Below are 21,974 nucleotides of genomic sequence, written 5' to 3'. Positions count from 1 at the left end.
GCATGGCGTCGCTCCCTTCGGCGGTTTCAGCGGCTCGACGGGCTGTGCTTGCGGAGGAATTCGATGGAGGTGCGGGCGAGTTCGGGGCCGGCGTGGGAATGACGGGGCAGTTCGACGACGGTGAGGCCGCGGTAGCCGGTGTCCGAGAGGGCGTCGAGCGCTTCGAGTACGGGCGGGAAGTCGATCTCGCCCTCGCCGAACGGGAGGTGTTCATGGACGCCGCGGCGCATGTCCTCGATCTGCACGTGCCGCAGCCAGGGGGCGGCCGCGCGGAGGCAGTCGACGGGCGGGGCGGGTTCAAGGCATTGGCAGTGGCCGATGTCCAGGGTGAGTCCGAGCGGTGGCGGGTCGCCGCTGAGGACGCGCAGGTGGTGAAAGCCTGCGAGGTCGGCGAGGAGGTGTCCGGGCTCGGGTTCGATCGCCAGGGGGATGCCGGAGCGGTCGGCGGCGTCCAGGACGGGGGCGAGGGCTTCGGCGAGCCGCTGCCAGGCGGTGTCGGGGGTGGTGTCGGGCGGGGTGATGCCGCTGAAGCAGTGCACGGCGTGGGCGCCGAGGTCGGCGGCGACTGCGACGGCCCTGACGAGCAGCCGGGTGCGGGCCGCACGGGCCTCGGGGTCCGGGTCGAGGAGGGACGGGCCGTGCTTGCGGCGGGGGTCGAGGACGTAGCGTGCGCCGGTCTCGACGGTGACGCCCAGGCCCAGCTCCTGGAGCCTGGACGCCACGTGGCGGGTGCGCGCGGCCAGGTCCGGGGCGAGGGGGTCGAGGTGCATGTGGTCGAGGGTCAGGCCGACCCCGTCGTACCCGAGATCGGCGAGGAGCCCGAGCGCGTCGTCCAGGCGGAGGTCGGTGAGCCCGTTGGTGCCGTAACCGAGGCGGATCGTCATGTGAGGCTCACCTTCCGGGCGAGGGTGCGGGCGAGGGGCACGAGTCCCATGACGGCGAGCCCTGTCCCGGCTGCTCCGGCGCGGGCGGCGAGGGCGGCCTGGAGCGGGATCATCGCCCGGATGCCGCTGCCGACGGCGCGCTGGGTGAGCGGCGGGGACGGGTTGAGGGCGGCGTGAAGGAGGGGGCCCGCGGCGGTACGGAAGTAGGAGCCGGTGAGCGCGGCAAGGAGGAGGCGGGGGGCGGTTGCTCCGCGCGGGGGACGGTGGTTGTCCCCCTGCCCACCCCTTCCCGGAACCGGGGGCGGGCCCCCGGCCCCCCGCCGTTCCCGCACCGTGACGGCGCCGAGCGCGACCACCGCCGCGAGTGCGCCGAGGGGCGCGGCCGTGGACCCGCCCTGCGCCTCGTGGCGCGAGACGGCGGTAACCGCATAGGTGTGCGCCCCGAGAAGAACGGCGGCGGGGACGGCGGAACGGACGACGGGAAGGACAGCGCGCGTGGGAGGCACGGTGCGCGTGGGAGGCACGGTGCCGGCGCTGGCGGCCGGTCGCGTCGTACCTGTCGCGTCCGTCGGGAGGTTGACGCCGCTGTGCCCTGCCCGCGCACCCACTGCCGGCCCCGCCGTCGCCGTCGCCGTCGCCGTCGCGCCCAGCAGTAGGTCCAGACCTCGTGCCGCTGCCATCGCCGCCGGTCCCGCCGGGGTGTGCTTGAGGTGCAGGTCGTACGCCCAGACCGTCGCCGCCAGCCCCGTGGCGACGGTGAGGGCCGGGCGGCCGGCCCGTGCCGCGAGGCTCAGACCCGCGGCCGTCAGCGCGCCCGCGGCCGCGAGGGCCGCGCCTGGAGCGATGCGGCCCGAGGGGATCGGGCGGTGCGGGCGGTCCACGGCGTCCTCGTCGCGGTCGGCCCAGTCGTTGAGCGCCATGCCCGCCTCGTACAGGCAGAGCGACGCGCCGACGGCGAGCACGGTGCCACGGTCGGGCCGCCGGCCCGTCGCCGCCGCCCCCGCGAGGGCGTCGCCCGGGACGGTGAACAGCGCCGACACCCGTAGCAGCTCCGCCCAGGCCCGTACCGTCACTTCTCCCCCCGGAGCGTGTCGGCGAAGGCGAGCAGCGCCACGTACTGCTCGAAGAGGGCGGCGGGTCCGCCGTCCGGGTCCTTGAAGTAGAAGCCGAGCTGGGGCAGGGGGCCGGTCAGCCCCTTCTCGTGGGCGCGGGCCACGAGTCTGGCCAGGTCCAGGACCAGGGGTGCGGCCAGTGCGGAGTCGCACCCCTGCCAGGTCGTCGTCAGGACCATGCGCGCCCCGAGGAAGCCGTCGAACGCGATGTGGTCCCAGGCGGTCTTCCAGTCGCCGAGGGCCGGTACGTCGTCGATGTGGACCTCGCCCTCGGGGGCGGTTCCCAGCGTGTCGGCGAGTACGCGTTCCTTGCCCGCGTTCTTGGCCGCCGCCGCGCCCGGGTCGGCCAGCGCCGCTCCGTCCCCGCCGCCGAGCAGGTTGGTGCCCGACCAGGCCCGTACGGGCAGGGCGCGTTGCACGAACATCGGGGCGAGTACGGAGCGGAGCAGCGTCTGGCCGGTCTTGCCGTCGCGGCCCGCGTGAGGAAGTCCGCAGCCCGCGACGGTGTCCTGGAGGGCGGGGGCGCGCAGCCCGGTGGAGGGGGTGAAGTTGATGTACGGGCAGCCTGCCCGCAGTGCCGCAGCCGCGTAGAGCGAGCTGGCGGGCAGCCGCCGCTCGCCGGGGTCCGGGACGGGTTCCGTGGAGGCGACGTTGATGACGACCGTCCTGGCCAGGTCGTTGCGGTGCCCGAAGTCGGCGAGGTCGGCGGCGAAGGCGGTGATGAGTTCCTCGTCGCTGCGGATGTCGCCGGGCAGTGGCCCGCCGGGGCGTATCTCCGCGTCGGCTGCGGCGAGTTCGGAGCGTACGGCCGAGGGCAGGCCGTGCGGCAGCACTCCCCCGGCGGCCAGTGCCTCGGCCCGTTTGGGCAGCGGACAGCCGACGGTGTCGTGTCCGCCGAAGACGAGTGAGGTGAGGGTGGGCAGCCCGCTGTCGGCGAACGGTGGTGTCTCGGTGACCATGCCCGCCGCCGGGTGGAGCCCCGCCGCGACCGCCGCGCACCCCGCCGTGGCGGTGGTGGCGACGGAGCCGCGTGCTCCGATGAACCAGACTCCGGTACGAACGGCGGATGCTGACACGGGCTGCCTCCCTGGCTGGGGGTCCTGGCTGGGCAGAGCAAGTGGCGCTGTGCGACAAAGGGACAGGGGACGCGGTCGGGTGGTGACGGCGGGCGGGGAGGATGTCCCTTCCCCGCCCGCCGTCGGCCGGAGGGAGCGCCCTACGCCGAGGGCAGTTCCTTCAACTCGATGTTGCGGAAAGACACATGGTCGTTGGCACCGTGGTTCTGGATGCCGATGTAGCCGTTCTTCAGGCTCCGTACCGGATCGGTGTTGGTGAAGTCGTTGATCTTCACTCCGTTGAGGAAGACCTGGAGACGTTCGCCCTGGACCTTGATCTCGTAGCTGTTCCACTGCCCGGGCGGCCTCAGGACCTGGTCACGGGCCTTGATGTTCGCCGCCTTGAAGGTGTAGATCGAGCCCGTGGTGCGGTCGACCGCGTCGGTGGCGTCGATCTGGACCTCGTAGCCGTTGTTCACGGCGGACCAGGGGTCGTCGGACGCCGGGAAGCCGACGAAGACACCGGAGTTGTCGTCGCCCTGCATCTTCCAGTCGAGCTTGAGCGAGTACGAGCCGAGTTCCTTGGCCTGGTAGGTGAGCAGACCCATGCCGCCCTCGGAGCGCAGTTCACCGTCGACGACGTTGAACTTTCCGGGACCGGCCTGCTTCCAGCCTTCGAGCGTCTCGCCGTTGAAGATCGACCGGTAGCCGGTGGCGGGCTTGCAGTCGGCCTTCACCTGTCCGGCCGCGTACCGCATGCCGCCGAGGAGGAGCTGACGGAAGTCCGGTTCGGCGTACGACTGCTTGGTGTGGCCGAGGCCGGTGTAGAAGGAGCGGCCGCCCTGGTAGGTCTGGCACCAGGTGATCGGGTGGTCGCCCTTCATGGTGCCGCCGGTGTAGGTGGTCTCGTCGAGCGTGGCGAGCACCTTGACCCGATCGCGCGGGTTGGTGCGGTAGTTGTACAGCTCGTCGGTCCGCACCCAGGCGTCGTCGAGGTGCGCGGTCGCCGGGTGCTTGTGGTCCTCGACGCGGACGGTGACGGGCTGGATGGCGGGGTGTCCGGCGAAGTACGCGCCGACGAGTCCGCCGTAGAACGGCCAGTCGTACTCGGTGTCCGCCGCCGCGTGGATGCCCAGGTAGCCTCCGCCGGTGGTCACATAGTTCTCGAACGCCTTCTGCTGGTCTGCGTTGAGCACATCACCGGTCGTCGAGAGGAAGACGACGGCGTCGTACCGTGCCAGGTTGCTGGTCGTGAACTGGCCGGCCTCCTCCGTCGCGTCGACGGTGATGTTGCTGCCCGTGCCGAGTTCCTTCAGTGCGGCGATGCCCTCGGGAATCGCGTCGTGGCGGAAGCCGGCCGTCTTCGAGAAGACGAGGACCCGCTTGGCGGTCCGGTCGGGGGCACTGTTGGAGAGCTCGAAGTCGTCGACGTCGTACAGTGCTCCGTCACCTCCCTTGAAGACGAGGAAGAGTTCGGTGGCCTTCTTGGGAACGCCGCGCAGCGGTACGTCGATGTCCTGGAAGGTCTCCCAGCTGCCGGTCACCGGTACGGGTGCGGAGCCGAGGATCTTCCCGGTGACCGATCCGGACCGTACTTCGAGGAAGCCGCCCGCTCCGCCGGAGGAGATCCGGGCGGTGAGCTTGGTGGTTCCGTCGAGGATGTACGGCTTGAATGAGATCCAGTCGTCGTTGTTGATGTCGCCGACCGTCTTCCCGCCGTGGGCGGCCGCCTTGTCGTACGTCTGGATGCCGGACGACGAGGTGAAGTGCTCGGCCTGACGGTGGCGGGGCTGGAGCTGCGACTGGTCGTGGCCGGACAGTGCGGCCTGGCCGCCGCCTCCGTTGTCGGTGTAGGAGGCGTCGATGACCCCGAAGATGTTGGCATTCGGGTCGTGGCCGCCGTCCACGTCGGTCTTGATGGTGCCGGAGCAGCCGTTGACGGTGGTGATCGGGTGTCCGTGGCTGTCGTGGCCGAGCACGAAGCGGACCTCGACCTTGGCGCAGTCGATCGCGCCGTCCTCGGGATCGGTGACGGTCACCTTGAACGGGATTTCGTCGCCGAAGCTGAACATCCGGCCGTCACCGGGGAGTTCCAGGTTCACCTTGGGTGCGGTGTTGCCCACGGTCACGTGGACGCTCGCCGAACCGGTGCGCCCGGTGGGGTCCTTGGCGGTGACGGTGGCGGTGTAGGTGCCGTTCTTCTTGTACGTGTACGTGGGGTTCGCGGCGGTCGACGTACCGCCGTCGCCGAAGTCCCAGGCGTAGGTGAGCGCGTCGCCGTCGCCGTCCGTGGTGCCCGCGGAGGAGAACTGCACCTTCAGCGGTGCGGTGCCGGATGTCTTGTTGACGGTGGCCTCGGCGATGGGTGAGCGTCCGCCGGTGGCGTTCTCGATGCGGTAGAGCGCGGAGTTCTCGTCCCCGCCGAACCAGGAGAGGCCGTAGTCCAGGACGTAAAGCGCGCCGTCGGGGCCGAAGGCCATGTCCATCACCTGGGTCCCGGACCACGGGATGTCGTTGATGGACTGGACGGTGCCGTTGCCGTCCTGCTCGATGCGCTTGATCCAGCGCCGGCCGAACTCTCCGGCGAAGAAGTCCCCGTCGTACGCCTCGGGGAACTTGACCGGCGAGTCGAGGTCTGCGTCGTAGTGGTAGACCGGGCCGCCCATCGGCGACTCGGAACCGGAACCGAACTCGGGCACGGATCCGCCGTCGTACGGAATCCACGCGGGCTGTGCCGCGGGCAGGTCGACCAGGCCGGTGTTGTGCGGCGAGGTGTTCTTCGGGGCGGCACAGTCGAAGGCGGCGCCGGAGGTCTTCGTCGCGAAGTCGTAGTCGACGAAGGGGTCGTTGTTCCCGGTGCAGAACGGCCAGCCGAAGTTGCCGGCCTCGGTCACCCGGGCGAACTCGACCTGTCCGCCGGGGCCGCGCGTCGGGTCGGCCGCGCCAGCGTCGGGGCCGTAGTCACCGACGTATGCGATGCCGGTGGCCTTGTCGACGCTGAAGCGGAACGGGTTGCGGAAGCCCATCGCGTAGATCTCGGGGCGGGTCTTGTCCGTCCCCGGCGCGAAGAGGTTGCCGTCCGGGATGGTGTACGAGCCGTCGTCGGCGACCTTGATCCGCAGGATCTTGCCGCGCAGGTCGTTGGTGTTGCCCGAGGTGCGCCGGGCGTCGAACGCCGGGTTGCGGTCGGGGCGTTCGTCGATCGGCGTGTAGCCGTCGGAGGCGAAGGGGTTGGAGTCGTCACCGGTCGACAGGTACAGGTTGCCCTGGGCGTCGAAGTCGATGTCGCCGCCGACGTGGCAGCAGATGCCGCGCGACGTCTTGACGTCGAGGACCTTCTTCTCGCTCGCCAGATCGAGGGTGCCGTCCTCCTTGAGGACGAAGCGGGACAGCCGGTTCACTCCGTCGAACTTGGCGAAGTCGGCCGCGGTCCCGGTCTCGGGGGCGTCGCCCGCGGGGGTGTCCAGCGGGGGTGCGTAGTAGAGGTAGATCGCCCGGTTCTCACTGAACTGCGGGTCGATGCCTACACCCTGGAGGCCTTCCTCGTCGTGCGAGTAGACGGGGAGGACGCCGGAGATCCTGGTGTTGCCCGCGCTGTCGGTGATCCGCAGCTCGCCGCTGCGCGAGGTGTGCAGCACGCTGCGGTCGGGGAGCACGGCCAGCGACATGGGCTCGCCGGTCTCTGCCGCTCCCTTGGCGAGGGTGACCTGCTGGAAGTCCTCGGCCGCCGCGTCGGTGGCGGCCGGCGAGGACGGTCCCGCCGCGGCCGCTCCGGGCGAGGCGCCCAGGGCGAGGGTGGCCGCGGCGAGCAGGCCGCCGGTGAGCAGTGCGAGGGATTTGCGGACGCGGAGCTGCGTTCGGCTCCTGTTTCCGCTCCTGCTTCTGGTTCTGTGCACGAGTGTCCTCCGGAAGTGCCGGTTGTACGGGCGGGTGCTGCCGTGCCGTTCTGCGCGGGGACTGCCGCGCGGGTCCTCCGGGGCCTGTGGGGCACCAGTGACCCGGGTTGTGCCGTGTACACGATTTGGACGGTAGACCTGTTCGTCCGGGACGGAAAGCCCTTACGCAGCAGCCTTGTTGAACTTTTTCCTGCGTCAGGACAAAGCGGAGGAAGGGCATGGCTGAGCGCGGGGTGGCGGCGGAATTCCCGCCGCCACTCCTTCCCGAGCCGGGGCTCAGCCGGTTGGGGCCCCTCCGGCGGTCGAAGAGCGGGGAGCCGGGGGCGGCGCCCCCGGCGGGAACCTCAGTCCCCACCCCCGAACGCCGCGTCGAACGAGGCGGACGGCGGCTCGAAGTCGTACCGCTTCAGCGTGGCAAGCGCTTCCGGCGCGCCCGCCAGCCGGTCCATCCCCGCGTCCTCCCACTCGACGGAGATCGGCCCCTCGTACGCGATGGAGCGGAGCATCCGGAAGACGTCCTCCCACGGCACATCACCGTGCCCGCCGGAGACGAAGTCCCAGCCGCGCCGGGGGTCGCCCCACGGGAGGTGCGAGCCGAGCCGGCCGTTGCGTCCGTCGAGGCGTTTGCGCGCCTCCTTGCAGTCGACGTGGTAGATCCGGTCCCGGAAGTCGTACAGGAAGTTGACCGGGTCGAGGTCCTGCCAGACGAAGTGGCTGGGGTCGAAGTTCAGCCCGAACGCGGCCCGGTGGCCCACGGCCTCCAGGGCGCGGTGCGTGGTCCAGTAGTCGTACGCGATCTCGCTGGGGTGCACCTCGTGGGCGAAGCGCACGCCCTCCGCGTCGAAGACGTCCAGGATCGGGTTCCAGCGCTCGGCGAAGTCCTCGTACCCCCGCTCGATCATGTGCGGCGGGACCGGCGGGAACATCGCGACCAGGTGCCAGATCGAGGAGCCGGTGAAGCCGATGACGGTACGCACCCCGAAGGCGGCGGCCGCACGGGCGGTGTTCTTGATCTCCTCGGCGGCCCGGCGGCGTACGCCTTCGGGTTCGCCGTCGCCCCAGATCCGCGCGGGCAGAATTCCCTGGTGGCGTTCGTCGATCGGGTTGTCGCAGACGGCCTGGCCGACGAGGTGGTTGGAGATCGCCCAGCACTTCAGTCCGTACTTGTCGAGCAGCTGCCGCCGCCCGTCCAGATAGCCGGGGTCGCTCAGCGCCTTGTCGACCTCGAAGTGGTCGCCCCAGCAGGCGAGTTCGAGTCCGTCGTAGCCGAAGTCCCGGGCGTGCCGGCAGACCTCCTCCAGCGGCAGGTCGGCCCACTGGCCGGTGAAGAGTGTGAAGGGACGGGGCATGCGCAGGACCTCCTAGAGAACTACGGGGGTGTGTACGGAGTTCTTCTCGGCGCTCTCCTCCACCGCTGCGAGCACCCGCTGCACCTGCAGCCCGTCGGCGAACGACGGTACGGGGGCGGCCCCTTCGGCGATCGCCCGCACCACGTCACGGGCCTGGTGGATGAAGGTGTGCTCGTAGCCGAGGGCGTGGCCCGGCGGCCACCACGCCTCCAGGTAGGGGTGCTGGGGTTCGGTGACGAGGATGCGCCGGAACCCTGCCGTGGTGGCGGGTTCGGTGTGGTCGTGGAAGGACAGCTCGTTGAGCCGTTCCAGATCGAAGGCGAGCGAGCCGCGCTCCCCGTTGATCTCCAGGCGCAGCGCGTTCTTCCGTCCGGCCGCCATCCGGGTCGCCTCGAACGAGGCCAGCGCCCCGGACGCGAGCCGGCCGGTGAACAGGGCCGCGTCGTCGACGGTCACCGCTCCTCGCGCGCCCGAGTCCGCGGTGCCGGAGAGCCCGGCCGACGGTCCGGAGAGCAGTGGCCGCTGCCTCACGAACGTCTCGCTGACCGCCGACACCCCGACCAGCAGTTCCCCCGCCAGGTACTGGGCCAGGTCGACGATGTGCGCCCCTAGGTCGCCGAGCGCTCCCGACCCGGCGCGTTCCCGCTTCAGCCGCCAGGTGAGCGGTGATTCGGGGTCGACGAGCCAGTCCTGGAGGTAGGTGGCGCGGACGTGCCGCAGGGTGCCGATCCGCCCGGCGGCGATCAGCTGCCGGGCGTAGGCGATCGCGGGCACCTTGCGGTAGTTGAAGCCCACCATCGCGACCTGGCCGCGGGCCGCCGCCCGCTCCGCGGCCTCGGTCATGGCCTCGGCCTCGGCGACCGTGTTGGCGAGCGGCTTCTCGCACAGCACGTGCTTGCCCGCCTCCAGGGCGGCGATGGCGATCTCGGCATGGCTGTCGCCGGGGGTGCAGATGTCGACGAGCTGCACATCGTCCCGGGCGATGAGGGCCCGCCAGTCGGTCTCCGCCGCCGCCCAGCCGTGGCGGGCCGCCGCCGCTTCGACCGCTGCCCGGTCGCGTCCGCAGATCGCGGCGAGAGCCGGTTTCATCGGCAGCTCGAAGACGTGTCCGGCGGTGCGCCACCCCTGCGAGTGGGCGGCGCCCATGAACGCGTATCCGACCATGCCGACTCCGAGCGTCGGCGCGCTCGTCGTCGGCCGGTGCGTCGGCGGCGGCGCTGCGGCCTCCTGATCCGTCTCTTCCCTACGGGCCATCCGGGCTTCCTCCTCGTCGGTCGTTCGATGGGTGCGGCAGGAGGGTCAGCACCCTCCTGCGGGGCGGATCAGCTGAAGCCCGTCGGCAGGTACTGGTCGACGTTCTCCTTGGTGACGACGGCGGAGTAGAGCGTGAGGCTGGTCGGGATCTCCAGTTCGGAGAGGCCTGTGATGCCCTTGCCCTGGCCGAGCGCGCGCGCCAGGTCGATGGCGGACGCGGCCATCGTCGGCGGGTAGAGAACGGTGGCCTTCAGCACGCTGTTGTCGGCCTTGATGGCGTCCATCGCGGACTTGGCCCCGGCGCCGCCGACCATCAGGAACTCGTCGCGACCCGCCTGCTGGATGGCGCGCAGCGCGCCCACGCCCTGGTCGTCGTCGTGGTTCCACAGGGCGTCGATCTGCTTCTGCGCCTGAAGGAGCTGGGCCATCTTGGCCTGGCCCGACTCGACGGTGAACTCGGCGGCCTGACGGGCCACCAGCTTGATGTTGGGGTAGTTCTCCAGCGCGTCGGCGAAGCCCTGGCTGCGCTGCTTGGTGAGCTCCAGGTTGTCGATGCCGGCCAGCTCGACGACCTTGGCGCCCGACTTGCCCTTGAGCTGTTCGCCGATGTACGTACCGGCGTTGAGGCCCATGCCGTAGTTGTCGCCGCCGACCCAGCAGCGGTAGGCCTGCGGGGAGGCGAAGATCCGGTCCAGGTTGACGACGGGGATGCCCGCCTTCATCGCCTCCAGGCCCACCTGGGTGAGCGCCTTGCCGTCGGCCGGGAGGATGACGAGGACGTCGACCTTCTTGTTGATGAGGGTCTTGACCTGGCCGATCTGGGCGGCGGTGTCGTTGGAGCCCTCGGTGATCTCCAGGGTCACCTCGGAGTACTTCGCCGCCTGCGACTTGGCGTTCTCGTTGATGGCGTTGAGCCAGCCGTGGTCGGCCTGCGGGCCCGCGAAGCCGATGGTGACGGGCTTGCCGGGCTTGTCGTCGGCGGCGGGTTGGTTGGTCGGCTCGGTCTGCGACTTCTTGGGTTCGTTGCTGGTGCAGGCGGTGAGGAGAGCGCCCGCGGAGACGGCTGCGGTGCCGAAGAGAAGTCGTCTGCGGCTGGTTTCTGGCATGGCTGTCAAACCCTTCATCCGGTGCGTGACATGTCACATGTGGCGAACGGGGCGGTGGGTGGGTTGGAGATGCTGAGCTGCCGGCAGTGCGCCCGCCGGCTCAGGTCTCCCCGTGCGCCGATGTGCGGCGCTGGACCAGGACGGCGGCGACGATGATCGCGCCCTTGGCGATCTGCTGGACATCGCTCTGCAGATTGTTGAGCGCGAAGATGTTGGTGATGGTGGTGAAGACGAGGACGCCGAGTACGGAGCCGACGATGGTGCCGCGTCCGCCGCTGAGCAGGGTGCCGCCGATGATCGCGGCGGCGATGGCGTCGAGCTCGTACAGATCGCCGTTGGTGTTCTGTCCAGAACCGGACAGGATGATCAGCATGAAGGCGGCGATGCCGCAGCACAGCCCGGAGAGCAGATAGAGGTAGAGCCGCTGCCGTCGTACGTCGATGCCCGCCAGCCTGGCCGCTTCCGCGTTGCCGCCGACCGCGACCGTACGCCGGCCGAAGGTCGTACGGTTCAGCACCAGCCAGCCGATGACGGTCACCGCGGCGAACATCATGACCAGCGGCGGGATGCCGAGGACGTAGGCGTCGGGCAGCCCCAGATCGAGGACCGACTTGACGGTGACGATCTGGGTCTTGCCGTCGGTGATCTGCAGGGCGAGCCCACGGGCCGAGGCGAGCATGGCCAGCGTCGCGATGAACGGCACCATCCGCCCGTACGCGATGAGCAGCCCGTTCACCAGCCCGGCACCGAGTCCGACGATCACGGCGGTGAACAGAATGCCCGCGAAGCCGTACTCCTGGGTGGCGAGCGTGGTCGCCCAGACGGAGGCGAGCGCGACCATCGCACCGACCGACAGGTCGATGCCGCCGCTGGTGATGACGAAGGTCATCCCGACGGTGACGACACCGATGACGGACGACTGGGTCAGGATCAGCTGGACGTTCCCGGTGTCCAGGAAGGCGTCGGGCTCGGTGAATCCGCCGACGGCGATCAGTACGGCGAGAACGCCGAGGAGCGAGAGGTTACGGACGTCCGCCCGCAGGCCGAGGGTGCGCGCGGGTCCTTCCTTCTTACGGGGTCCGGCGGCCGGGGCGGGGGCGGCTCCCTTGTCCGGCCCGCCCTGCTGCGCCGAGGAGACGGGCTGCGTCATGACGTCGGGCTCCCTTCCATCACTAGATCGAGTACGCGGTGCTCATCGAGCTCCCGGGCGTCCGCCGTGTGCACGACGCGGCCCTCGCGGAGCACCAGCACCCGGTCGGCGAGGCCCAGCACTTCGGGGACCTCGCTGGAGACGAGCAGTACGGCGAGGCCTTCGTCGGCCAGCCGGCGGATCACGGCGTAGAGCTCGGCGCGGGCGCCGACGTCGACACCGCGGGTCGGTTCGTCGAGGAGCAGCACCCGGCAGCCGCGCAACAGCCAGCGGGCCAGGACGGCCTTCTGCTGGTTGCCGCCGGAGAGCGTACGGACGGGGGCGTCCGGGTTGTCGGGGCGCAGGGAGAGTTCGCGGGTGGCGGCGCGGGCCGCCCGGCGTTCGGCCCCGCGGTCCATCCAGCCCGCCCGGGAGAACCGGGACATCGTGGAGACGGAGACATTGCGGGTGACGGATTCCAGCATCAGCAGGGCCTGTGCCTTGCGTTCCTCGGGGGCGAGGCCGATACCGGCGGCGACGGCCGCCCGGACGCTGCCGGGCCTGAGCTGTCTGCCGGCCACGGTGACCCGACCCGCGCTCGGCCTGCGGGCCCCGTAGACGGTCTCCAGGATCTCGGAGCGCCCCGAGCCCACGAGTCCGGCCAGGCCGACGATCTCGCCGGGCCGCAGCTCCAGGTCGACCGGGTCGAACTCGCCCTTCCTGGCCAGCCCTTCGACCTTCAGCACCGGCTCCGCCCCTGCCGTCACCGCGCTGTCCGCGGTGCGCGGCGGGAAGACGTACTCGACGTTGCGGCCGGTCATCATGGCGACGATGTCCCGTGTGGGGGTGGATTTCGCGGGCAGCCCCACGGCGACGGCCCGGCCGTCCTTGAGCACGGTCACCCGGTCGCCGATCCGGCGGATCTCCTCCAGGCGGTGCGAGATGTAGACGACGGCGACCCCGTCGGCGGTGAGGGCGGCGACGATGCGGAAGAGGTTGTCGACCTCGTCGGGGTCGAGTGCGGCGGACGGCTCGTCCATCACGATGAGCCGTACGTCGTGGGAGAGCGCCCGCGCCATGGAGACGATCTGCTGCTGGGCGGCGGAGAGTTCACCGACCGCCCTCGCCGGGTCGATCTCCGGGTGGCCGAGGCGCTTCAGCAGTGCGGCGGAGGCCGTGCGGCCCTCGCGGGTGCGGACGACGAAGCGGGCGGTGGTGGGTTCATGGCCGAGGAAGACGTTCTCGGCGACCGACAGTCCCTCCACCAGGTCGAGTTCCTGGTAGATCGTGGCGATGCCGAGGCGCATCGCCGCGATCGGCGACTTTAGCGCGGCTGGTTCGCCGCGCCAGGTGATCTCGCCTTCGTCGGGCTGGTGGGCCCCGGCGAGCACCTTGATGAGGGTGGATTTGCCGGCGCCGTTCTGCCCGAGGAGACAGTGGACTTCGCCGGCCTGGACCTCCAGGTCCACGCCGGCGAGGGCGCGCACTCCGGGGAACGATTTGGTGATGCCGGACATGGTGAGCAGGGGTGGTTCTGGTGCCATGACAAATCCCCTCGGCGGGTGCGGCCGGTGAGCGGACAGGGCTGTGCCAGGTGCGGTGGTGCCGGGCTGTGCCAGGTGCGGTGGTGCCGGGCTGTGCCGATGTGCTGCCGGCCCGAGGATCAGGCCGGTGAGAACAGGTGGTCGCTGATGAGCCGGGCGGCGCCGATGACTCCGGCGGTCGGTCCCAGCTCACCGAGAACGATGGGGAGATTGCCGGTGGCCAGCGGCAGTGACTGCCGGTAGACCTGGGTCCGGACGCTGGCGAGGAGCGTGTGGCCGAGGCCGGTCACACCGCCGCCGATCACCACCAGTCCGGGGTTGAAGAAGCTGACGAGTCCCGCGATGACCTGGCCGACCCGGTTGCCGCCTTCGCGGATCAGGTCGAGCGAGGTGGCGTCACCGGCGGCCGCGGCGGCGGCCACATCGGCGGCGGTGAGCCTTCCGGCCGCCTCCAGCCGGGCGGCGAGTTCGCCCGACTGTCCGGCGCGTGCCGCGCCCTCGGCGTCGCGGGCGAGCGCCGCGCCGCTGAAGTGTGCTTCCAGGCAGCCCCGGTTGCCGCAGGCGCAGGCACGCCCTTCGGGCTCGACCTGGATGTGCCCGATGTCGCCCGCGCTGCCCGTCGTACCGCGGTAGACGCCGCCGCCGACGACGATGCCGCAGCCGATGCCCGTACCGATCTTGATGCAGAGGAAGTCGCCCACGGAGCGTGCGACGCCCGCGTGCTGCTCCCCCATCGCCATCAGGTTCACATCGTTGTCGACCATGACGGGGCAGCCCAGTTCCTGGCTGAGCGCCTCGCGGACCGGGAAGCCGTCCCAGCCGGGCATGATCGGCGGTGCGACCGGTACGCCTTCGGGGAAGCGGACCGGACCGGGAACGCCGATGCCCGCGCCGTCGAATCCTTCGGCGAGCCCGGAGGCCCGGAGCTTGGCCGCCATGGACAGCACCTGCTCGAAGACGGCGACGGGCCCTTCGCGTACGTCCATGGGGTGGTTGAGGTGGCCCAGGACCTCCAACTCGGCGTTGGTGACGGCCACATCGACGGATGTGGCACCGATGTCGACGCCGAGGAAGCGCAGTTGCGGGGCGAGCCGGATGTTGTGCGAGCGACGTCCACCGCGGGATGCGGCGAGTCCGTCGGCCACGACGAGTCCGGTCTCCAGCAGTCTGTCGACCTCGACGGCGAGCTTGGAACGGGAGAGATCGACCTGATCCCCCAGCTGTGCCCGTGAGTTGGGCCCGCCGTCGCGCAACAGCCGGAGCAGTCGCGCCTGATGCGCATTCGCGGGTCGTGCCGTCATACGTCTCACGCGCCCCTCCCCGCCACATCGGCCTGTCCGTCGGGCTTTCGAGGGGAACGTAGCAGCGGTTGCCGGGAGTGGGAAGAAGTTGCGCAGGAATCCACTACAACTTTCTCCACACCCAGGACAAAGGCGAGGGACTCCGGTCCAAAAAACCGTCCCCCATCGCCGAACGGGCCGACTGCGGCCCGTTCGGCGATGGGGGACGGCTCCGGCTTCTTCAGCCCTCTTCGCGCTGGTGGTACGTCTTGCGCGTGTGTTCCGTGTGCGCCCGCATGATCTCCGTGGCCCGCGGCTCGTCGCGCGAGGAGATCGCCTCGATGAGCGAGCGGTGCTCGATCCAGGACTGGGTGCCGCGCTGGCGGGCCACCGGGGTGTAGTACCAGCGGACCCGGCGGTCCACCTGGCCGGCGAGTTCGGACAGGACGACATTGCCCGCCAGCTCCATGACCTTGGCATGGAAGGCCGCGTTGGTGGCGACCGCCAGGTCCACGTCGTCGTCGGCGACGGCCTGCTCACCCTTGGCGCAGAGCTCCTCCAGGGCGGCGATGCCCGCGGCGGAGGAATTGGCCGCGGCCAGCCGGGCGGCCTCGGCCTCCAGGAGGGTGCGGACCGAGAGCAGCTGATCCGCCTCGTCCTCCGTGGGCTCATGGACGAAAGCACCCTGGGCGGGCCGGAGATCGACCCAGCCCTCGGTGTTCAGCCGCTGCAACGCCTCGCGCACCGGCTGCCTGGACACCCCGAGGTGTCCGGCCAGTTCGCTCTCGATCAGGTGCTGGCCGGGACGGAGCGCACGTGTCGTGATGAGTTCGAGCAGCGCCTCGTACACACGCTCGCGCAGCGGACCGGGCCGTTCCAACTTCGGCACAGCCCCTTGCGGCAGTCCTGTGGACAACATCTCGGTCCCCCTCCGGCCGACGAACTACTGCTTATCGTCTACAGTCTACCGAGCACAACGCCCCTCAGGGACAGCGGATCACCTGACCCGCGTACGAGAGATTCCCGCCGAAGCCGAACAGCAGCACCGGCGCGCCGCTGCGGACCTCGCCGCGCTCCACCAGCTTGGACAGGGCCATCGGGATGGAGGCCGCGGATGTGTTGCCGGAATCCACGACGTCCCGGGCGATGACTGCGTTGACCGCGCCGATCTTCCTGGCGACCGGTTCGATGATCCGCAGATTGGCCTGATGCAGGACCACCGCGGCCAGATCCTCGGGGGTGACACCGGCCTTCTCGCACACCTTGCGGGCGATGGGCGGCAGCTGGGTGGTGGCCCAGCGGTACACGGACTGCCCTTCCTGCGCGAAACGCGGGGGCGTCCCCTCGATCCGTACCGCGTTCCCCATCTCCGGCACCGAGCCCCACAGGACAGGTCCGATCCCGGGTGGGTCACCGCCGTCCGGGTCCGCGACGACGACCGCCGCACCGGCTCCGTCACCGACCAGTACGCAGGTGGTGCGGTCGGTCCAGTCCGCGATGTCCGCCATCTTGTCCGCGCCGATGACCAGGACCCGCTCGGCCGCGCCCGCCCGGATCGCGTGGTCGGCGGTGGCGAGGGCGTGGGTGAAGCCGGAGCAGACCACATTGATGTCCATCACCGCGGGCGAGCCCATGCCGAGCCGGGCGGCGACCCGCGCCGACATGCTCGGCGAACGGTCGATCGCGGTGGAGGTGGCGACGAGAACCAGATCGATCTCGGCCGACCGCAGCCCCGCCATGGCGAGCGCCTTGGCCGCCGCGTGCGCGGCCAGCTCGTCCACCGGCTCGTCGGGGCCTCCGATGTGGCGGGTCCTGATGCCGACGCGGCTGGTGATCCACTCGTCACTGGTGTCGACCATGGCGGCCAGATCGTCGTTGGTGAGCACCTTGGCGGGCTGATAGTGGCCGAGCGCCACGACACGTGAGCCGGTCATGTACGGATCCCCTCGCTACATATGGCAGGAACCATCCAGTCTTGGTCGCTACCGACCGGTACAGGGGCACGTGATCCCACAGGAATAGCGCCCGGCCGTTGGAGGCTTGACCACAGCCTTGACCGCCCCAAAAGCATACTGTAGACAATATCCTGTCGACTTACTGCGCACAATGCGGCGTGGACCGCAACGTCACAGTCCACGTGCAGGACAATGCAATCGTCGAGGTCACCTCTCCGCACGACAATCCGGTGACCCACGGCAATCTCTGCAACAAGGGCCGGTTCGGCTTCCAACACGTACAGAATCGGGTTAACCGCTATGGGACGGGTCACCGAGCGTCGCCGCACCATCCGCATCCGGGACGGGGCCGTCTCCACGCGCCCCGACACGCTCGTCGCCGAGGAGCCCCTGGAGATCCGGCTGAACGGCAAGCCGCTCGCCATCACGATGCGTACGCCGGGCGACGACTTCGCGCTGGCGGCGGGCTTCCTCGTCAGCGAGGGCGTGATCGGCGACGGCTCCGAGGTGCAGTCGATCGTGTACTGCGCCGGGGCCACGGCGGACGGCGTCAACACGTACAACGTGGTGGATGTGAAGCTCGCCCCCGGTGTCGTTGTCCCCGACATCACGCTCGAACGCAATGTGTACACCACGTCGTCCTGCGGGCTGTGCGGCAAGGCGAGCCTCGACGCGGTGCGCACCACCACGCGGCATCCGATCGCCGACACTCCCCCGGTCCGAGTCGAGCCCGCCCTGCTCGCCGCCCTCCCCGACCGGCTGCGCGCCGCGCAGCGGGTCTTCGACCGGACCGGAGGTCTGCACGCGGCGGCGCTGTTCTCCGAGTCGGGCGAGCTGCTCGACATCCGGGAGGACGTCGGCCGGCACAACGCGGTCGACAAACTGGTCGGCCGGGCCCTGACCGATCACCGGCTGCCGCTGTCCCGGGCGATTCTGCTGGTGTCGGGGCGGGCCTCGTTCGAGCTGGCCCAGAAGGCGGTGATGGCCGGGATCCCGATGCTCGCGGCGGTCTCGGCGCCGTCGTCACTCGCCGTCGACCTGGCGGCCGAGACCGGACTGACCCTGGTCGGCTTTCTGCGGGGTCCGTCCATGAACGTGTACGCGGGTGAGCACCGCCTCGCCCTGGAGGCGACGGTCGGCCAGGGCTGAGGCGCCTGCCCACCCGTCTGCACGGGTCACGAAGCCGGCCTCTCCCGCCCCCTGCACGGCCTCAGCTCACCGTGACGGGCTCCCGTGACACCGTGCTGTTCTCCCGGTTCCCCTCCCGCGGATCGCGCGAGCGGCGCTTGGCGATCACCGCGCACACCATCAGCTGCATCTGGTGGAAGAGCATCAGCGGCAGCACGGCGAGGGAGGCATGCGCCCCGAACAGGACGCTCGCCATCGGCAGCCCGGAGGCCAGGCTCTTCTTCGAGCCGGCGAACTGGATGGCGATCCGGTCCTCCCGGTCGAACCCGAGCCGCCTCGCCCCGTACCAGCTCAGCATGAGCATCAGCGCGAGCAGCACCGCTTCGGCGGCGAGCAGCGCCCCGAGCCTGACCGGGGTGACCTGGTGCCAGATGCCCGCGACCATGCCCTCGCTGAACGCCGTGTAGACGACGAGCAGGATCGAGCCGCGGTCGACGTAGCCGAGGACCTTCTTGTGGCGGGCGATGAAGCCGCCGATCCAGCGGCGCAGCAGTTGCCCGGCGACGAACGGCAGCAGCAGCTGGCCCCCGATCCTGAGCAGCGCGTCCGCCGAGAGGCCGCCGCCGCTGTCGCCCAGCAGCGCGGCGGCGAGCAGCGGAGTGAGGAAGATCCCGGCGATCGAGGAGAACGAGCCCGCGCAGATCGCCGCGGGCACATTGCCGCGGGCGATGGAGGTGAAGGCGATCGACGACTGGATCGTCGAGGGGACGAGGCAGAGGAAGAGGAAGCCGCTGTAGAGCTGCGGCGTCAGGACGTAGGGCACCAGCCCCTCGCCCGCGAGACCGAGCAGCGGGAACGCCACGAAGGTGCAGACCAGGACGGTCAGGTGGAGCCGCCAGTGCTTGAGGCCTTCGAGTGCCTCGGCGGTGGAGAGCCGGACGCCGTACAGGAAGAAGAGAAGGGCGACCGCTCCGGTCGAGGCGCCGCCCGCCACCTCGGCGGCGGCCCCCGACGCGGGCAGTACGGCCGCCAGCACGACCGTACCGATCAGCGCCAGGATGTACGGGTCGATCGGAAGCCAGGACGGCAGCTTCGGAGTGCGGCGGCTCATGTGCTCCACATGTTCTCTTGGTTCTGATCGTGCCCTCTCCATGCTGCTCTTGATCACCGCGATCGGGAACCCGGTATACCGCTCTCACTGTCATCACGGTTCGCGATAGCGTGGAACCATGTACGACCCCGCGCAGCTGCGTACGTTTCTCGCCGTCGCCCAGACCCTGAGCTTCACCCGGGCGGCCCGTCGGCTGGGGCTGCGGCAGTCCACGGTGAGCCAGCATGTGCGGCGCCTGGAGGATGCGACGGGGCGGCAGTTGTTCACCCGGGACACGCACCGGGTCGATCTCACCGTGGACGGTGAGGCGATGCTCGGTTTCGCCCGGACGATTCTTGAGGCGCACGAGCGGGCCGCGACGTTCTTCACCGGCACCCGGCTGCGCGGGCGGCTGCGGTTCGGGGCCTCCGAGGACTTCGTGCTGACCCGGCTGCCGGAGATCCTGGAGACGTTCCGCCGCGACCACCCCGAGGTCGAGCTGGAGCTGACGGTGGAGCTCTCCGGGACGCTGCACCAGCGGCTGGCCGCGGGTCGGCTGGACCTGGTGCTCGCCAAGCGGCGCGCCGGTGACACGCACGGGGAGCTGGTCTGGCAGGACGCGCTGACCTGGATCGGGGCACCGCAGCTGCGGATCGCCCCGGACCGTCCGGTTCCGCTGATCCTCTTTCCGCCGCCGGGCATCACCCGGGCCCGCGCCCTGGAGGTTCTGGAGGAGCACGGCCGGTCCTGGCGGGTCGCCTGTACGAGCACCAGCCTCAGCGGGCTGGTCGCGGCGGCCCATGCGGGCCTGGGCGTGATGGCTCACAGCCGTGGGCTGATCCCGCCGGGGCTGGCGCCCGTGCCGGCCAGGGCCGGCCTGCCGGAGCTGGGCGAGGTGGATTTCGTACTGCTGCACGGCCGCCGCCGGGACGGGGCGCAGGAGGCTGCGCAGGCCCTGGCGGCGGCGATCCTGGCGGGCGGCGACCGGCTGATCCGCGGGGGCGGCGCGATCGGTTCGATCGGCGGCCGGGAGGGCGCATGACCGTACTCCCCGACGGGGAGAAGAAGGGAGGACACCCGCACAGGGAGAGCCGCTCCGAGGGCCGATGCCCCCGCGCCCGTCCGGAACGGGCGTGACAGCGGCGTACAGATTCGGTGGAGATTCCGGCGCGGGCCTCTTACTCCGTGGTCCCAGCCGCGCCCGAGCCTTGCCCATCTGGCCGGATTTCGGCGGCTGACCTGTGCATATGCCACCTTGTCCGCCGTTGCGCGGCCCTCCCGCCCCGCCGCCCGGTGGGGTAGCGTCACGGCGCTGTGCGGAGCGCCACAAGGAGCAAGTCATTGCGCGAGTTCACTGTCCCGCCCATGGCGGCCGCGCCCTTCGTGGGCGGACTGGCCGATGTGGTGTTCGACTACGCCGAGGAAGATCCGCACCGGGTCGCGCTCGGCCGAAAAGACGCGGGCGGACACTGGCAGGACGTCACCGCGGCGACCTTCCGCGACGAGGTGCTGGCGCTCGCCAAGGGGCTGATCGCGCACGGCGTCAGATTCAGCGACCGGGTGGCCGTGATGTCGCGTACGCGCTACGAGTGGACACTCTTCGACTTCGCGCTGTGGACCGTCGGCGCCCAGTCCGTGCCGATCTACCCGACGTCCTCGGCCGAGCAGGTCTTCTGGATGCTGCACGACGCCGAGGTGTCCGCCGTCGTCGTCGAGCACGAGGACCATGCGATGACGGTCGCGTCGGTGATCGACCGGCTGCCGCAGCTCAAGCGGCTCTGGCAGCTGGACGCCGACGCGGTGACCGAGCTCGTCGACGCCGGGACCCATGTCGAGGACGAGGTGGTGCACCGCCACCGGCGCGCGGTGACGCCCGAGTCGGTGGCGACCATCATCTACACCTCGGGAACGACGGGACGGCCCAAGGGCTGTGTGATCACGCACGCCAACTTCATGTTCGAGACGGACACGATGGCAGCGCGCTGGGAGTCGGTCTTCCACTCCAAGCCGGGCGACGAGGCGGCGACTCTGCTCTTCCTGCCGCTGGCGCATGTCTTCGGGCGGATGGTCGAGGTCGCTGCGGTCCGCGGCCGGGTGAAGCTGGGTCACCAGCCGGAGCTGTCGGCGAAGGCCCTGATGCCGGACCTGGTGTCGTTCCGGCCGACGTTCATCCTCGCGGTGCCGTACATCTTCGAGAAGGTCTTCAACGGCGCCCGGCGCAAGGCCGAGGCGGAGGGCCGGGTCGGGCCGTTCGACAAGGCCGTGGACATCGCGGTGAAGTACGCCGAAGCGACGGAGGCGCGGGCGTTCGGGACCGGTCCCGGGCCGTCCGCCGGGCTGCGGATGCAGCACCAGTTCTTCGAGAAGGTCGTGTACAAGAAGGTGCGCGAGGCGATGGGCGGCCGGATCCGCCACGCCATGTCCGGCGGTTCGGGGATGGAGCGGCAGCTCGGGCTGTTCTTCGAGGGCGCGGGCGTCACGGTGTACGAGGGGTACGGGCTGACCGAGTCGACCGCGGCGGCCACCGCCAACCCGCCCGAGCGCACCCGGTACGGCACCGTCGGGCAGCCGATCCCCGGCACCACCGTGCACATCGCCGAGGACGGCGAGGTGTGGGTGCACGGCGGCAATGTCTTCTCGGGCTATCTCGGCGATCCCAAGGCCACCGAGGCGGTGCTGCGCGAGGGCTGGCTGGCCACCGGGGATCTGGGGGCGCTCGACGAGGACGGCTATCTGACGATCACCGGGCGGAAGAAGGAGATCCTGGTGACGTCGAGCGGCAAGAGCGTGTCGCCGGCCGGTCTGGAGGAACGGGTGCGGGCGCATCCGCTGGTCGCGCAGTGCATCGTGGTCGGCAACGACCGTCCGTACATCGCGGCGCTGGTCACGGTCGACCAGGAGTCGATGGACCACTGGCTCGCCATGCAGGGGCGGCCGCCGATGAGGCCGGGGGATCTGGTGCGGGATCCGGACCTGGAGATGGAGGTCCGGCGGGCGGTGGTGGCCGCCAACACAGCCGTGTCGCAGGCCGAGTCGATCCGTACGTTCCGGATTCTGGCCCATCCGTTCAGCGAGGAGCACGGCCTGCTCACGCCGTCGCTGAAGCTGAAGCGCAAGGCGATCGAGACTGCGTACGCGGCGGAGGTCGACGCGCTGTACCGCTGAGCCGGACCCGTGCCCCGGCAATACGGC

The 21,974-nt window shown here is 70.5% G+C and carries 16 protein-coding genes and 1 pseudogene; 4 read left to right on the top strand and 13 right to left on the bottom strand.

Annotated elements, in window-relative coordinates:
• Positions 1–26: 26 nt before the first annotated feature.
• The 12 genes from OG507_RS36085 to OG507_RS36030 all read right to left on the bottom strand — a co-directional run bounded on the left by OG507_RS36085 (position 27) and on the right by OG507_RS36030 (position 16,543).
• Complete coding sequence (locus OG507_RS36085) at positions 27–884, bottom strand: sugar phosphate isomerase/epimerase family protein (RefSeq protein WP_327371299.1); 858 nt, start codon at positions 882–884, stop codon at positions 27–29.
• Positions 881–1,957: an SCO3242 family prenyltransferase gene (locus OG507_RS36080; RefSeq protein WP_327371298.1), complete on the bottom strand. Its 1,077-nt coding sequence runs from the start codon at positions 1,955–1,957 to the stop codon at positions 881–883. The genes OG507_RS36085 and OG507_RS36080 overlap by 4 nt, the downstream gene beginning before the upstream one ends.
• Positions 1,954–3,072, bottom strand: a complete 1,119-nt coding sequence (locus OG507_RS36075) for an inositol-3-phosphate synthase (protein ID WP_327371297.1) — start codon at positions 3,070–3,072, stop codon at positions 1,954–1,956. Before OG507_RS36075 ends, OG507_RS36080 begins: the two co-directional genes overlap by 4 nt.
• Positions 3,073–3,212: 140 nt before the next feature.
• Positions 3,213–6,947 (bottom strand): ThuA domain-containing protein, encoded by a 3,735-nt coding sequence (locus OG507_RS36070; RefSeq protein WP_327371296.1) that lies wholly within the window; start codon positions 6,945–6,947, stop codon positions 3,213–3,215.
• Positions 6,948–7,291: 344 nt separating this feature from the next.
• Positions 7,292–8,296, bottom strand: coding sequence for a sugar phosphate isomerase/epimerase family protein (locus OG507_RS36065; protein ID WP_327371295.1), 1,005 nt, complete (start codon positions 8,294–8,296; stop codon positions 7,292–7,294).
• Between the two features lie 12 nt (positions 8,297–8,308).
• Positions 8,309–9,550, bottom strand: coding sequence for a Gfo/Idh/MocA family protein (locus OG507_RS36060; RefSeq protein WP_327371294.1), 1,242 nt, complete (start codon positions 9,548–9,550; stop codon positions 8,309–8,311).
• A 68-nt stretch (positions 9,551–9,618) separates the two neighbouring features.
• Complete coding sequence (locus tag OG507_RS36055; RefSeq protein ID WP_327371293.1) at positions 9,619–10,656, bottom strand: substrate-binding domain-containing protein; 1,038 nt, start codon at positions 10,654–10,656, stop codon at positions 9,619–9,621.
• 100 nt (positions 10,657–10,756) lie between these two features.
• Complete coding sequence (locus tag OG507_RS36050; protein WP_327371292.1) at positions 10,757–11,806, bottom strand: ABC transporter permease; 1,050 nt, start codon at positions 11,804–11,806, stop codon at positions 10,757–10,759.
• Entirely contained in the window at positions 11,803–13,329 is a 1,527-nt protein-coding gene (locus OG507_RS36045) for a sugar ABC transporter ATP-binding protein (RefSeq protein WP_327371291.1), read from the bottom strand. Before OG507_RS36045 ends, OG507_RS36050 begins: the two co-directional genes overlap by 4 nt.
• A gap of 119 nt (positions 13,330–13,448) precedes the next feature.
• Entirely contained in the window at positions 13,449–14,630 is a 1,182-nt protein-coding gene (locus OG507_RS36040) for an ROK family transcriptional regulator (protein WP_327371290.1), read from the bottom strand.
• Positions 14,631–14,850: 220 nt separating this feature from the next.
• Positions 14,851–15,528, bottom strand: coding sequence for a GntR family transcriptional regulator (locus tag OG507_RS36035; protein WP_327371289.1), 678 nt, complete (start codon positions 15,526–15,528; stop codon positions 14,851–14,853).
• A gap of 64 nt (positions 15,529–15,592) precedes the next feature.
• The gene (locus tag OG507_RS36030) at positions 15,593–16,543 is read right to left on the bottom strand and encodes a beta-ketoacyl-ACP synthase III (protein WP_327371288.1); all 951 of its coding nucleotides are present in this window, start codon (positions 16,541–16,543) and stop codon (positions 15,593–15,595) included.
• Between the two features lie 155 nt (positions 16,544–16,698).
• Between OG507_RS36030 and OG507_RS36025 the strand changes: the two are divergent.
• Both OG507_RS36025 and fdhD read left to right on the top strand, forming a co-directional pair.
• Positions 16,699–16,854, top strand: a pseudogene (locus OG507_RS36025) (2Fe-2S iron-sulfur cluster-binding protein); the annotation flags it as partial.
• Between the two features lie 10 nt (positions 16,855–16,864).
• Positions 16,865–17,713, top strand: a complete 849-nt coding sequence (gene fdhD, locus OG507_RS36020; RefSeq protein ID WP_327371287.1) for a formate dehydrogenase accessory sulfurtransferase FdhD — start codon at positions 16,865–16,867, stop codon at positions 17,711–17,713.
• 61 nt (positions 17,714–17,774) lie between these two features.
• Here the strand turns inward: fdhD and OG507_RS36015 are convergent, their stop codons facing one another.
• The gene (locus OG507_RS36015; protein WP_327371286.1) at positions 17,775–18,803 is read right to left on the bottom strand and encodes a bile acid:sodium symporter family protein; all 1,029 of its coding nucleotides are present in this window, start codon (positions 18,801–18,803) and stop codon (positions 17,775–17,777) included.
• 118 nt (positions 18,804–18,921) lie between these two features.
• On the opposite strand from OG507_RS36015, the gene OG507_RS36010 reads away from it, so the two are divergent.
• Both OG507_RS36010 and OG507_RS36005 read left to right on the top strand, forming a co-directional pair.
• Complete coding sequence (locus OG507_RS36010) at positions 18,922–19,824, top strand: LysR substrate-binding domain-containing protein (protein WP_327371285.1); 903 nt, start codon at positions 18,922–18,924, stop codon at positions 19,822–19,824.
• Between the two features lie 323 nt (positions 19,825–20,147).
• Positions 20,148–21,947 (top strand): AMP-dependent synthetase/ligase, encoded by a 1,800-nt coding sequence (locus tag OG507_RS36005; protein ID WP_327372218.1) that lies wholly within the window; start codon positions 20,148–20,150, stop codon positions 21,945–21,947.
• The last annotated feature ends 27 nt before the right edge of the window (positions 21,948–21,974 follow it).

This window comes from Streptomyces sp. NBC_01217 (assembly GCF_035994185.1).
In the GTDB taxonomy this organism is placed as follows: Bacteria; Actinomycetota; Actinomycetes; order Streptomycetales; family Streptomycetaceae; genus Streptomyces.
Note: the sequence above shows the minus strand (reverse complement) of the source record. Positions and strands in the feature narration are given on the sequence as shown.

Coding starts and splice junctions, on each gene's coding strand:
- OG507_RS36010 (WP_327371285.1), top strand. CDS start 18,922: ATGTACGACCCCGCGCAGCTGCGTACGTTTCTCGCCGTCGCCCAGACC.
- fdhD (WP_327371287.1), top strand. CDS start 16,865: ATGGGACGGGTCACCGAGCGTCGCCGCACCATCCGCATCCGGGACGGG.
- OG507_RS36030 (WP_327371288.1), bottom strand. CDS start 16,543: ATGACCGGCTCACGTGTCGTGGCGCTCGGCCACTATCAGCCCGCCAAG.
- OG507_RS36035 (WP_327371289.1), bottom strand. CDS start 15,528: ATGTTGTCCACAGGACTGCCGCAAGGGGCTGTGCCGAAGTTGGAACGG.
- OG507_RS36015 (WP_327371286.1), bottom strand. CDS start 18,803: ATGAGCCGCCGCACTCCGAAGCTGCCGTCCTGGCTTCCGATCGACCCG.
- OG507_RS36050 (WP_327371292.1), bottom strand. CDS start 11,806: ATGACGCAGCCCGTCTCCTCGGCGCAGCAGGGCGGGCCGGACAAGGGA.
- OG507_RS36055 (WP_327371293.1), bottom strand. CDS start 10,656: ATGCCAGAAACCAGCCGCAGACGACTTCTCTTCGGCACCGCAGCCGTC.
- OG507_RS36040 (WP_327371290.1), bottom strand. CDS start 14,630: ATGACGGCACGACCCGCGAATGCGCATCAGGCGCGACTGCTCCGGCTG.
- OG507_RS36065 (WP_327371295.1), bottom strand. CDS start 8,296: ATGCCCCGTCCCTTCACACTCTTCACCGGCCAGTGGGCCGACCTGCCG.
- OG507_RS36005 (WP_327372218.1), top strand. CDS start 20,148: ATGGCGGCCGCGCCCTTCGTGGGCGGACTGGCCGATGTGGTGTTCGAC.
- OG507_RS36045 (WP_327371291.1), bottom strand. CDS start 13,329: ATGGCACCAGAACCACCCCTGCTCACCATGTCCGGCATCACCAAATCG.
- OG507_RS36060 (WP_327371294.1), bottom strand. CDS start 9,550: ATGGCCCGTAGGGAAGAGACGGATCAGGAGGCCGCAGCGCCGCCGCCG.
- OG507_RS36085 (WP_327371299.1), bottom strand. CDS start 884: ATGACGATCCGCCTCGGTTACGGCACCAACGGGCTCACCGACCTCCGC.